A 12233-nucleotide genomic window follows, 5' to 3' on the forward strand; every position below is an offset into this window, starting at 1 on the left:
GCCTACGCATGTCCAGTCAGGAACTGGATAGGGGCACGTATGAATGAATCAAAGAGGCCATTATACATGCGTATAACGACCTCTCTAGATGTGTTATTTTCAACAATTATCGTGGCGAATCATATAAGGAAATCTGACTGAGTGCAAAAGCATCGGATTTCGGGTCATAGCCTACCTGTTTCTGAGTGGTTCCCAGATTCAATCGTTTAAACCGATTATTCGAGATCCCATGCAGTATGGTGAAGGGCTCCAGATCTGTAGTTGTAATTGCTTTGAACATCAAATCACACAAGTCAGCCGGACTAATATACGCGCTCATATCCCTTGCCTCCAGCGCGGGTCCATCCGGTTGGAAATCATCATATGCACCTATACGTATTGCTACACTTTGTAAACCTTCGGTATACGCAAAATAGGAAGCGAGCGATTCACCAAAACATTTGCTAACCCCGTACAAATTCCGTGGGCGTGTCGGCATATCCGGATAGACTTGAGCATCAATGGGATACCCCTCAATCGTCTGTGCACTGCTTGCCAGAATGACTCTCCGCACACCCTGGTCTTTAGCTGCACGGAATACATTAAACGTACCCTTGATATTGATGTCCAACAACGATTCATAGAATCCGGCATGCGGGGAAGGATCTCCCGCCAGATGTACAACCACATCCATGCCTTCGCAAGCGTGCTGACAGGCTTCTGGATCTGTCACATCAAGTGTCATGATCTCATGGCTTGTCCCTTGATACGTATGCAGTCTGTCGATATTCAAATCCGTTAGTCGCAGGTGAAATGCTTCTGACAAGTGCTGGGACAAGTCACGTCCAATTTTTCCGGCTGCGCCGGTAATTAAAATGTTCATAAATCAGCTCCAATTCTTAGCGCTGGAAGAACTCAATCCATTCCTTCTCGGGTCCATAGATGAAGAAATAACGGTAACCGTTAGGCAGTGTAATAATCTCTCCATCAATAAACTCGGCCTCAGTTGCCTTAATGCGGTTGTACTCGGCCTCAAGGTCATCGACATGGATAGCAAAATGGTGCACCGTACCTTCGGAAGGCAGCTTGTCGCTGTATCCCTGAATCAACTCAATCTCGGTCTCATCGCTTCCGTTGAAGCCGAGAAAGGCGAGCTGAATGACACCGTTGGTGTGGGTTACCCGGTCTTTCAATTCAAGACCAACAATCTCCGTATAGAAACGCAGCGTGGTCTCTAGATCACGAACGGCAATGCCGACGTGGTCAATGCGCTTTTGAAAACTCATAATCCAAATCCTCCTTATATGCGGTGAATCTTTTCTACCATTTTAAGGGATATCATAGGGCTGTGCTATGGGGTTGTCAAATAGGATTTTAATTTGGGGAAATTATAATTGTTCACAGAATGTTCACTTATGAGGAGGGGGTCATTATCTCTATAATTACGAAGGTAAACAGAGAGGATGAGAGAATTGCCAACAACGAAGAAAGAACAGATTGTTTTTGGAATGATGATGTGCACAGGAATGGTCATCGTCATGATGACTTTCAATTTATGGCACAATGGGTTATTGAGCAAGATGTCCGCGCTTGAAATACTGCTTCAATTCATATTGTGCTTTATCATTGCGTTCCTGGTGGAGTCCTTCATTGTCGGACCTGTAGCGAGAAAAATTGCATTTTCCTTACCTTTTGACAAGTCTAACAAAATTTTGGGCGTGCTCGCTATGTCATTTTTCATGGTCATTGGAATGGTTCTGATCATGTCCTTGTACGGAATGATTTCCGCTTATCTTGCGAATCAGTTAATTGGAGCATCCGTACTAAGTACGTATCTTCATACGATTGCTCGTAATTTCAGCCTGGCGCTTCCTTACCAAATTATTATTCTGGGACCGCTCGTTCGATATGTATTCGGTAAATTCATTAAGGATAAAGGGAGTGTAGTTCCTTCAACCTAAATAACGTTAGTTCCGATTTAAAGCACCTAAAAGTATTTCCTGGGCAATCGACTACTGCTCTAAGATAAAGAAGTAATGGTTCATTTTAAATCAAAAAAGGCCTCATAGCATTCACCGCTACGAAGCCTATCTTTTTACAGCTATGATTAATTGAATTTAATTTATCTTCTGTTCGGTAGATGTTACGATGCTGAGCTTACAGTATGCCTGAGCTGCCATTGATAGGCGATCACGCTGATAATCAGCAGACCGACTGCAAAAAAGGCAAGCATCCATGCGGACTGGTTAACCTCCAGATGATCCAGACTCCAACCTGTAACCAAAGGCAGAATGGCACCGCCAACCCCACCTGATGCAATCAGGATGCTGGGCGTCGATTCTTCTGTTCCAGGAAGCATTTTGCTGGCGAAGACGAGGGCAATGGAGAATACGCCCGATAGTGCAAGCCCGAGTAACAGAATGATCAGAAATGCCGACCAGATCTGGTTGGTAAAAGGAAAGATCATCAGCAGCACAACTGCTGCAAGGCAACTGTACAGTACGTAGACGCGATATTGGAACTTCTCCGCAATATATCCGGCAAACAGTCGTCCAACAGACATGGCGATCCAGAAGCAGGTAACACTAAGCGCGGCACCTGCTTCCTTCATGTTCATTTTCTCAATCAGAATGGCTGGCATGAAGTTGGCAAGGCTCATTTCGGTGCCGACATAGAGAAAGAAAAATAGAACAAATAAAGACAAAAGAGCCAAATTACGGCCGCGATAGGTTGAACGGGTTGGCTTAATGTCTGCAGGGTTCGTTCCAATTGGCGATTCAGCAGCGTGAGTGTGTCCAGGAGTCTGGTCTGAGTTACGTCGACTCAGCTCGCTGTCCAGCTCACCGAATGAACTTTTGGCCCAAAAGATAAAAGTCATCGCTGCACAGACGGCAACCACGAGGAACGACATGCGCCAGTACCCGGCAGAAATCAGACCGCTGGCAATGAGTGGCATGACCATGGCCCCGATACCAAATAACACTTCGAGTCGGCTCATGGCAACCGCCGTATTATCTTTAATTGCAGCAATGATGATTGTACCGATGACAGCCTCGATCATGCCGAATCCGAATCCGGCTGCAGGTGCAATGACGAACATCCAGCCCCAAGGAGGCAGCAGCATATAGGATAACTCTGCAATGCAGAGAAGAGCTGCGGCAATTAATATGCCACCTCGCTTACCAAAGCGTTTATTCAACCACGGAGATAACAGTACACCACCCAGGAACCCGGCAAATTGGGCAAATATCAGTGTGCCTCCCTGACTATAATCCTTGCCATAATGTTCAAGGGCAACGGGCAGGATGGAGCCGAGAACGACGTGGGCAAGTCCGATGAGGAAATAGGACAAGCATCCAATCCAAAGCAATTTTTTCATGAAGAAAAACTCCTTCTTGATATTATGTTATGTAGTAAGTCTGCCATTCAGGAGTATTTCCTAAAAACAAACAATCTCTATCATAACAGGACATGTAAGGGTGTGCACGGATAACTTGCAATGGAGGCTAAAGTTCGTATATACTGAAAAACAACAATTACAGATCGGACCATGCCGTTGAAGAGCATCCAACTCGGAGGCGTTTTCGCCAGGGGAGCGAACCATTCCCCAAGTTAACCGGAACCGCCCGTTATCGCGGACCAAGAGGCTGAACCAGAATATTCTGGTTTGGCAAGTTGGGTGGCACCGCGAGCAGAGCGCTCCTCGTCCCAAGGGATGAGGGCGCTCTTTGTATTTTTACAGCCAAAGGAGACGGTGACCATGTTGGAAATGAAGTGGATTCGGGAGCATGCAGAAGAGGTGCAAGCTGCGGCAGTTGGCAAGAGAATGAATATCAGTATTCGTGAATTGTTGGAACGGGACGAAGAGCGCAGAGCACTTTTACTGGAGACGGAAGAAGGGCGTAGAGTACGTAATTCGTTATCTGCAGATATCGGCAGACTGATGCAAGCTGGTGAGCGTGAACAGGCCGAGGGTTTAAGGGAACAGGTGAAACAGCTGAATGGTCAGTTAGAGCAAGTTGAAGCCAAGCTTGCTGTTGTGCAAGAGGAAGTGACAAGGCTGCAATGGTTGGTACCCAATGTTGTATCGCCGGATACGCCAATGGGCGCATCGGATGAGGATAATGTGGAGCTGAGACGTGTGGGTGAGCTGCCGGTGTTCGATTATGAGGCCAAGGATCACGTGGAACTTGGTGAACGGCATGATCTAATCGACATCCCACGTGGAGTGAAAATCGGCGGAACACGAAGCTATGTGCTCAAAGGAGCAGGGCTTCTCCTGCACCGGGCTGTACAGCAACTTGCGCTTGATCTGCTGCTGAAGCATGGATTTACGCCAATGGAAGTTCCTCTGATGGTGAGGGAGAATACGCTTTTGAACACGGGGTTCTTCCCCACAGGACGGGATCAGGTCTATGAAATGCAAGGCGAGAACAAGTGGCTGGTGGGAACATCGGAAGTGCCGCTGGTTTCGTATTATGCGGATGAGATTGTGGATGTGCAGGAGCCGATCAAGCTGGCTGCCGTATCGACATGTTTCCGCAGTGAGGTTGGCTCAGGCGGGCGGGATGTGCGCGGGTTGTACCGGGTTCATCAATTTGCCAAAGTGGAACAAGTCATTATCTGTGCACCGGATGCGAAAGAATCGGAGCGAATGCTGCAGGAAATTACGGGACACGCCGAGGAATTACTGCAATTGCTGGAACTGCCTTATCGAGTGGTGGCTGTGTGTACAGGGGATATGTCGCAGAAAACGTACAAACAGTACGATATTGAGACCTGGATGCCAAGCCGCAATGCTTACGGGGAGACACATTCGTCGTCCAATCTGCATGATTTCCAGGCTCGGCGTTCGAATATTCGTTGTCGCGATGCCCAAGGTAAGCTTGCATACTGCCATACGTTGAACAATACGGCTGTGGCTTCGCCACGTATACTGATTCCATTGCTGGAGAATCATCAGCAGGCGGATGGAAGCATTCGTATTCCAGCCGCACTTCAGCCCTATATGGGCGGTGCTGAATATTTGGTTTTGCCGCACCAGGATGAAGAGAATTAAAAGGACTACAAGCTGCGTTGAGAAGTAAAAAGGGAACCCTTGTGGGGGTTCCTTTTTGTCTTGCCTGTGATTTTGGGACCAGTGCAGGTGGGCCGGGCTTTTATGTTACGGGTGCAGCAGTATAGGATGTGGGAAATGGCCGAACCAGACGGGTATGTCACACAGCTGTAACGTACAGATTGTATAGTAGAATCCAGTTTGGAAAGGAGGCGCAGATATGAACCTGCTACTCGCGGATGATGAGCCGTTGATGCTGCAAATATTAAAAGCCTATTTCGTTAAAGAGGGCTTTCAGGTGTTTTTAGCCGAGGATGGGGAATCAGCCCTGAATCTCTTTTATAATAATCAAATCGATTTGGCAGTTTTGGATTGGATGATGCCAGGACACAGCGGTGTCGAGGTATGTCGGGTAATCAAGCGTACGAGTCGGGCGAAGGTACTGCTGCTGACAGCCAAAGGGGAATCGGATGATGAGTTTGTTGCCTTGAAGGCCGGGGCGGATGATTATCTGCGCAAGCCGTTTGATTCGCGTATCCTGCTATTGCGTGTAAAGAAGCTGCTGCAACTTTCCTCCAAAATCATGGTGGGAGAACTGACTGTCGATCTGGATGGCCAGAAGATCTATCGTCGTGGAGTGGATGTAGGGGCTACCCATAAGGAATTTGAATTAATGAAAGTTCTGGGAATGAATAAGGGGCAGATTGTAACCCGTAAAATTTTGCTGGATCAGGTGTGGGGTTTCGATTACTTCGGCGAGGAACGCACCGTGGACACTCATATCCGCAGACTGCGTGAGAAAATTGGAGAAGATTCGATCAAAACGTACCGGGGAATGGGTTATTGCCTAGAGGATCAAGATGAGTAAACTGACCCGTAAACTGCTCGTGCGCATTATCAGTGCATTGTGTATTGTCTTTTTCCTATCCTTTATCGTCAATACGTTTTTCCTGCCTACCTATTTTTTGTATCAAAAAAAGCAGAAGTTGGCCGAGTTAACGACTGAAATCTCTGCTTCAGAACATAGCGTTCCAATACCACAGATTGAGAGCCTTGAAACGCAATACGAGGTCGCTATCGCTTATGCTTCGTTGAAGGATAGTGTGAATGATATTAACGATCAATTGTTATTTCAATATAACCGCAAGGGGATTGCCCTCAGTAAATTTTGGCTGACAGAAGAGAGTATCTCTGCGCTGCGTGAGGGTGCCCGGGTTAATAAATTCTATGATCAGACCAAGCTGAAATCAAGCTTTCTCGTGAACTTTGTGAAGGTGGGGGATTCAGTGTTTGCTGTCGGCGAATCCATCTCCCATTCATCGGAGACTATTCGAATTATTAATCAGTTCAATGCGTATATATGGCTCGGCATGCTGCTGTTGCTTATCCTGCTTTCCGTGCTGTATACCGCCCGGATCGTTAAACCGCTCGCAAAACTAAGCGAAACGGCTGAAGCCATTTCCAATTTATCGTTTGCGAAGGTTGATATAAAGACAGGTGATGAGATTGAGTCTTTAGGGCGCAGCATCAATGTGATGAGCGACAAATTGCAGCAGGCGCAACATTCTCTGGAAATAAAAAACGCCAATCTGCGAACGTTCATCTCGGATATCTCACACGAATTAAAAACACCGCTCTCCCTGATTCGAGTCTATGCCTCTGGTATTCAGGATGGTTTGGATGATAGAACCTACGCTGGAGTAATCCAGCAACAGAGCGAAGAGCTGGCTGGTTTAATTGACCGTCTGTTGGAGTTATCCCGTCTGCAGGCCGAAGTATACGATTTTGAACCCGTTGATCTTCGCCAATTGCTCTCGGAGACCCTTCATACCTATGAAACCGTATTTCAGCAGCATGGCTTGCATGTGGAAGTGGAGGATCGATGGACTGCCGAGACCTGGGTGCGGGCTGATCGACGAAAGCTGGAGTCTGTTCTTCACAATTGGATGACCAACGCGGTGAAATATACAAGCGGTGACCGAATAACCATTACACTTGAATTGAAAGGGGAAGCGGCATATTTCGGTATCGCCAATGAAACGGATAAGGAAGAGCATGAACAGTGGGATCAGGTTTGGGAGCCCTTCTATGTAATGGATAGTTCGCGCAGCAAAAAGTTTAGCGGGACTGGACTGGGCTTGTCTATCGCCCGGACGATTCTGGAGAACCACCATGCCGATTATGGCCTTAGCGTAGCCGATGGAAAAGTTAGGTTTTATTTTTCTTTACCGTTAATACAACGTTAATTAAGGAGCCGCCATGCAAATGGTGGTTTTTTTGTGTGAGAAGCAACCCGAATTAAAGCATGCTCACGTTGCGAAAAGCCGATTGTTCCCCCTGTCATACTGATGTAACACAATTGCCTTAGGATAGGCCTATCACCAAATCAGAACTTAATTTTTGGAGGGATATCCGATGTTCAATAAAACCTTTTTAATAACGGGAGGCACAGGCTCATGGGGAGAAGAGTTGGTCAAACAATTGCTCGTTCAGGAGCCGAAAGAGGTTCGTATTTTTTCACGAAATGAATCGCTTCAGGCTCAAATGAGACAAGCCGTCTCTGACCCGAGAGTGAAGTTTGTACTGGGGGATATCAGAGATCGATGGGAGCTTGCAGGTGCCTGCAAGGATGTAGATTATGTCTTTCATCTTGCGGCGCTTAAACATGTTCCGGTCTGCGAGGACCAACCGGATTGTGCAGTCAAAACAAATATTATCGGAACGCAGAACGTCATTGATGCTGCAATCGAGAATGGCGTGCGGAAGGTGGTATATGTCTCTACGGACAAGGCAGCGAATCCTTCCAGCATGTACGGGATGACCAAAGCCATCGGGGAAAAATTGATTTTATTAGCTGACAGCCGTTCCGCTACAAGCTTTGCTTGTGTACGAAGCGGGAATGTTCTTGGATCCACGGGCAGCGTAGTACCGTTATTCAAACGCCAGCTTGAGTTGAAGCAGCCACTTAGCGTTACCGATTCCAGAATGACACGTTTTTTTCTTCCCCTTGGAGACGCCGTGGAAATTCTCCTGTCGGCCATGGAGCAATGTGAGGGCGGCGAGATTATTGTACCCCGAATGCCATCCTGCAAAATAACGGATATCGCACGGGTTTTGGCAGAGGATGCTGGACAAAAGGATGTCCCGATACATTTTATCGGTGCCCGTCCGGGTGAACGGCTTTATGAAACGCTGATTTCAGATTGGGAAAACGTTAGTGACGTGGAAGAGAAGAAGTCCTACTTTGTTGTCATCGCCTCCCCTTCAGCCAAATTAGCGGATAAAGAGGGTTGTGGGACATTTGTTCTTGCTGGTAGAGGATATCATTCGGAAGATGTCATCATGACCAAGGCGGAAGTACGCGATATGCTGTGGAGAGGGGGATTTCTGTGTTCAAGCGGAGGATCATATTTACAGGAGGCGGCTCCGCCGGTCATGTGACAGCCAATCTCATTCTGATCTCCAGATTGCTTCAGGAGCAATGGGAAATTCATTATATTGGTTCCAAGCACGGCATCGAGCGTCAATTAATCGGCAAAATCCCGGCTGTTCACTATCATGCAGTTGCAACAGGCAAGTTGAGAAGGTATTGGGCGTGGGCGAATATTTCCGATGTGTTCAAAATTATACTTGGAGTGCTGCAAGCTTATCTGCTCATTTTACGAATTAAACCTCATCTATGCTTTTCGTTAGGGGGATTCGTAGCTGTTCCTGCTGTAGTGGGTGCCAGGTGGAACCGGGTTCCGGTGCTGATTCTGGAGCCGGATCTACATCCGGGTCTGGCCAACAGGCTATCACGGCGATACGCTCAAATGATGTGTACCACGTTTATGGATACAGCGACATTCGCTTCCTCTAAGGCGTCAGACAAGACAGTGTACGTGGGAGCTGTAATCAGGGAGGAGTTGAAGCTTGGCAGCCGAGCACGGGGGATTCATTTTTGCCGATTTGTCTCCGACAGACCTATTCTGTTAATTATGGGTGGCAGTCAGGGCTCGGAAAAGCTTAATCATATGGTAATTGAAACACTGCCGGAGCTGCTAAAGCGTTATCAAATCATTCATATATGTGGCACAGGTAAATTGAATTCATCCTTCCCACGGTTTGCAGGCTACAAGGTATTTGAATACGTGCATGAAGAACTTGCTGATTTAATGGCTATGGCGGATATGGTCGTGTCACGTGCTGGCTCCAATGCGATACATGAGTGGCTGCTGCTCCGCAAGCCGATGCTCCTGATTCCTCATGCCAACGGCGGATCTCTTGTTGGACAGACGCTGAATGCAAAGTATTTTCAGGAGCGAGGTTATGCAAGGGTTCTCCAGGAAGAGGAACTGACTCCTCAGACATTCCTGCGAGACATTGACCTTGTATATAAGGAAAGGGAGCATATGATAGACCATATGAAGGCGAGTGGAACGGACAACGCCGTTGACAAGGTTCTGCAGCTTATTCATACAACGGTTTCTTCGTTGGAAAAGAACTGAACATGAATAAAAGATTTCCCGAACTCGTACTGGTCATGTTCTTTTTGCTCATCGTATCTATCCTGATTATCTCTAAACGTTTATTGTATTAACTAGGATTGCAGTCTGTTACAATTACGTTCTTCTTCTGAATAAAGAGGCATTCTTCAGTCACTTCCTAATGACTTGAAGAATGCCTCTACCTATTTCGGAATATAGGGTTAGGGCTGTTGCAAGTAACGAATGTCGAATGTTCCTCTTATCCGAGATTCTGCTCCAACATGATTCACTTTTATGTAATGAGTTTCCGATATAATATAATAGAAGTAAAATATTGGATTACAGGAGATGAAGATTGCAATGAATGGAATGAAATTAGCAATACGAGGCACCTTGGCCTTTATTTTAGTATTAGCAGTACTGGCTCCTTCGCTTGCCCTAGCAGCCACGGGTGACGTGACATCCATTGAGATTACCAACAGCAGTCCGCAACAGATGAGTGTATCCCAGACAACTACGCTTCAAGTGATGGCGGTTATTGAAGGGTTTGATAACAAGCAGGATGTTACGGGAGGCGTCACATGGTCCACGAGTAACGAAGCTGTTGCCACCATTATAAAAGGCAAGGTGAAGGCTGTGGCAGCGGGAGAAGCGACGATATACGCACAGGTAGAGGGAGCCAAAGCGCAATTGGTTGTTAAGGTTCAGGATAAAATTAAAAGCATCAAAGCTTCGCCAAGTTCCTATAATTTTGTCAAAGGTAGTGAAAGTACGCTGCCCAAAGTAAGCATTGTGCGTGCAAACGGCAAGGAAGAAGACGTCACATCCGAGATCGTATGGACGGTATCGAGTGCTTCCGCAGTGCTGGAGAGTGGCAAAATTAAAGGAATCACGCCTGGCAGAGTGCTGTTACAAGGCAAATATGGCTCAGAGACGGTTAAAGTTCCCGTAGCGATTACGGACAAGATTACCAAAGTCGAAGTAACTCCTGCTGTTATGCAGCTGAATATTAAGAAATCGAAAGCGTTGAAGGTAATCGGTACATATGCCAATGGGAAAACGATTAATCTTTCGAAACAGGTGACATGGACCTCTTCCAACAATAATGTAGCCATCGTCAAAAATGGCACAGTAAAAACACTGACGGAAGGAAAAGCCACCTTGACAGGAACTTATCAAAATCAGACAATAAAGGCAGAGGTTACCGTTGTCCCTTTGCTCAAAAAGCTGATTACTGGCCAAAAAACACTCGTATTATCGCCACAGGCAAGTACAACACTGAGTGTGATGGCGCAGTACGATACAGGCAAAACCACGATTGTAACGAGCAGTGCCGTATGGAGCAGCACTAAACCAAGTGTAGCCACAGTGACGGGCGGCAAGATTGTGGCCGTGGGGAAAGGCAAAACATCCATTACCGCTAAGTGGGGCAACAAAAAAGTTACCATACCGGTAACGGTAAAATAAAGTTTCAACGAATGAAGCATATCAATTGAGGTAATTTCATCATCGTGAACAGAAACAGATGGGGCGTAGACATACGCCCCTTTTAGGTATAAAAAATTGGATGTGATGAAACTGAATTCTTCAATTATAAGCTCAGATAACAATTTCTATGGTTTGGCTTACGTGAAGTATCTTCTTCTCATCCTACTTTCGATACTGACACTCGGGATGATTGCCACAGTTGAGGACAAGAAGAAACGAGCCCATTCGAAGTACCTGGAACAATACCGATTGAAATTCAGTCCTGCAAAGGAGGGAGCATCCGAATGACAGATCATCTGCAACCGGAAAATTGGCCTGCGTGGGCGACAGAATCGGTAGAGGTTGTTGAAGCCAACCCTATGTGGGGCCTACAGGCTCAGGATGAAATTCTCCAGCTTAGAGACTTGTTACAGCAGCTCAATATTCATAAATTTGAACATATCGGAAGCACGTCCATCCCGGGATTGCCCGCAAAGCCCATTATTGATTTGATGGGAGAGGTGCAGTCATGGGAGGACATGGACTTGATTGCCGATCAGCTGAATCCGGTAGGCTGGAACTACGTTCCGCCTGAACTGGATGATCGGGAATATAGACGTTTCTGGGTCAGAGTGAAGGATGGTAAGAGGGCTGTACATCTTCATCTGATGCGCCCAGGCGAGGAACGTTGGGATCGCCAAATCCAGTTCCGGGATGTGCTGAGACAGCGGCCGGATCTGGTAGAGGTTTATGCGGCTTTGAAAGCTAAACTTGCTGATGAGAATAAGGACGACAGAGAAGCTTATACCGCTGCCAAAACGGAATTTATTCTACAAGTGCTTGATGACGGCATTTGATCCATGATGAAGGCATTTTTCAAAGAGAGGCTGATTTATTTCATCGCAGTGATCATAACCATGGCGGCAGGACTGTCGTCCAGACACTTTGGTGAACTTTTACCGGATTTTGTACGTGAACATTTCGGTGATGCCTTGTGGGCAGCGATGATTTATTTTGGGGTACGCATGGTTTGGATTAATCGCAGCAAAGAGTTGGCGCTGATCGTGAGCCTGATTTTTAGCTGGGCCGTTGAATGTTCGCAAATGATTCAGACCCCTTGGCTGAACGAAGTGCGTTCAACGGTGCTGGGTGCGCTTATTTTGGGACGTGGATTTCTGGTAATGGATCTGCTGAGGTATGCTGTCGGCATTCTGTGTGTGTATGGGATTGATCGATATTTCCTGAGAAATAAGAAGGCTAGATGA

General features: G+C 46.7%; 12 protein-coding genes. 9 read left to right on the top strand and 3 right to left on the bottom strand.

All coding sequences use genetic code 11. The features are described from left to right. Window positions 1-106: 106 nt before the first annotated feature. A complete protein-coding gene (locus tag ACDJ58_RS00975; RefSeq protein ID WP_413374756.1) occupies window positions 107-862 on the bottom strand; it encodes an NAD-dependent epimerase/dehydratase family protein in 756 nt (251 codons plus the stop codon). A 16-nt stretch (window positions 863-878) separates the two neighbouring features. After that, complete coding sequence (locus ACDJ58_RS00980; protein ID WP_413374758.1) at window positions 879-1265, bottom strand: VOC family protein; 387 nt, start codon at window positions 1263-1265, stop codon at window positions 879-881. A gap of 186 nt (window positions 1266-1451) precedes the next feature. Between ACDJ58_RS00980 and ACDJ58_RS00985 the strand changes: the two genes are divergently transcribed. Further along, window positions 1452-1940 carry a hypothetical protein gene (locus ACDJ58_RS00985; protein WP_413374760.1) on the top strand — a complete coding sequence of 163 codons (489 nt, stop codon included), beginning with the start codon at window positions 1452-1454 and terminating at the stop codon, window positions 1938-1940. Between the two features lie 182 nt (window positions 1941-2122). On the opposite strand, the gene ACDJ58_RS00990 is transcribed toward ACDJ58_RS00985, so the two are convergent. Next, window positions 2123-3358 (bottom strand): MFS transporter, encoded by a 1236-nt coding sequence (locus ACDJ58_RS00990; RefSeq protein WP_413374762.1) that lies wholly within the window; start codon window positions 3356-3358, stop codon window positions 2123-2125. Between the two features lie 381 nt (window positions 3359-3739). On the opposite strand from ACDJ58_RS00990, the gene serS reads away from it, so the two are divergent. The 8 genes from serS to ACDJ58_RS01030 all read left to right on the top strand — a co-directional run bounded on the left by serS (window position 3740) and on the right by ACDJ58_RS01030 (window position 12233). Next, complete coding sequence (gene serS / locus ACDJ58_RS00995; RefSeq protein WP_413374764.1) at window positions 3740-5038, top strand: serine--tRNA ligase; 1299 nt, start codon at window positions 3740-3742, stop codon at window positions 5036-5038. 217 nt (window positions 5039-5255) lie between these two features. Continuing rightward, window positions 5256-5903: a response regulator transcription factor gene (locus tag ACDJ58_RS01000; protein ID WP_413374766.1), complete on the top strand. Its 648-nt coding sequence runs from the start codon at window positions 5256-5258 to the stop codon at window positions 5901-5903. After that, entirely contained in the window at window positions 5896-7281 is a 1386-nt protein-coding gene (locus ACDJ58_RS01005; RefSeq protein ID WP_413374768.1) for a sensor histidine kinase, read from the top strand. Before ACDJ58_RS01000 ends, ACDJ58_RS01005 begins: the two co-directional genes overlap by 8 nt. A 169-nt stretch (window positions 7282-7450) precedes the next feature. Next, entirely contained in the window at window positions 7451-8476 is a 1026-nt protein-coding gene (locus ACDJ58_RS01010) for a polysaccharide biosynthesis protein (protein ID WP_413374770.1), read from the top strand. Next, window positions 8425-9522, top strand: a complete 1098-nt coding sequence (locus ACDJ58_RS01015; protein ID WP_413374772.1) for an undecaprenyldiphospho-muramoylpentapeptide beta-N-acetylglucosaminyltransferase — start codon at window positions 8425-8427, stop codon at window positions 9520-9522. The genes ACDJ58_RS01010 and ACDJ58_RS01015 overlap by 52 nt, the downstream gene beginning before the upstream one ends. 339 nt (window positions 9523-9861) lie before the next feature. After that, a complete protein-coding gene (locus ACDJ58_RS01020; protein WP_413374774.1) occupies window positions 9862-10968 on the top strand; it encodes an Ig-like domain-containing protein in 1107 nt (368 codons plus the stop codon). A 305-nt stretch (window positions 10969-11273) separates the two neighbouring features. Further along, entirely contained in the window at window positions 11274-11825 is a 552-nt protein-coding gene (locus ACDJ58_RS01025) for a GrpB family protein (RefSeq protein ID WP_413374776.1), read from the top strand. A 3-nt stretch (window positions 11826-11828) separates the two neighbouring features. Continuing rightward, window positions 11829-12233 carry a DUF2809 domain-containing protein gene (locus ACDJ58_RS01030; RefSeq protein WP_413374778.1) on the top strand — a complete coding sequence of 135 codons (405 nt, stop codon included), beginning with the start codon at window positions 11829-11831 and terminating at the stop codon, window positions 12231-12233.

The sequence above is a fragment of the Paenibacillus taichungensis genome, assembly GCF_047302525.1.
In the GTDB taxonomy this organism is placed as follows: Bacteria; Bacillota; Bacilli; order Paenibacillales; family Paenibacillaceae; genus Paenibacillus; species Paenibacillus taichungensis_B.

Excerpts from the sequence above, each read along its gene's own strand:
- ACDJ58_RS01010 (WP_413374770.1), top strand. The coding sequence starts at position 7,451 with ATGTTCAATAAAACCTTTTTAATAACGGGAGGCACAGGCTCATGGGGA.
- ACDJ58_RS01030 (WP_413374778.1), top strand. The coding sequence starts at position 11,829 with ATGATGAAGGCATTTTTCAAAGAGAGGCTGATTTATTTCATCGCAGTG.
- ACDJ58_RS01005 (WP_413374768.1), top strand. The coding sequence starts at position 5,896 with ATGAGTAAACTGACCCGTAAACTGCTCGTGCGCATTATCAGTGCATTG.
- serS (WP_413374764.1), top strand. The coding sequence starts at position 3,740 with ATGTTGGAAATGAAGTGGATTCGGGAGCATGCAGAAGAGGTGCAAGCT.
- ACDJ58_RS00975 (WP_413374756.1), bottom strand. The coding sequence starts at position 862 with ATGAACATTTTAATTACCGGCGCAGCCGGAAAAATTGGACGTGACTTG.
- ACDJ58_RS01025 (WP_413374776.1), top strand. The coding sequence starts at position 11,274 with ATGACAGATCATCTGCAACCGGAAAATTGGCCTGCGTGGGCGACAGAA.
- ACDJ58_RS01000 (WP_413374766.1), top strand. The coding sequence starts at position 5,256 with ATGAACCTGCTACTCGCGGATGATGAGCCGTTGATGCTGCAAATATTA.
- ACDJ58_RS00990 (WP_413374762.1), bottom strand. The coding sequence starts at position 3,358 with ATGAAAAAATTGCTTTGGATTGGATGCTTGTCCTATTTCCTCATCGGA.
- ACDJ58_RS01020 (WP_413374774.1), top strand. The coding sequence starts at position 9,862 with ATGAATGGAATGAAATTAGCAATACGAGGCACCTTGGCCTTTATTTTA.
- ACDJ58_RS00980 (WP_413374758.1), bottom strand. The coding sequence starts at position 1,265 with ATGAGTTTTCAAAAGCGCATTGACCACGTCGGCATTGCCGTTCGTGAT.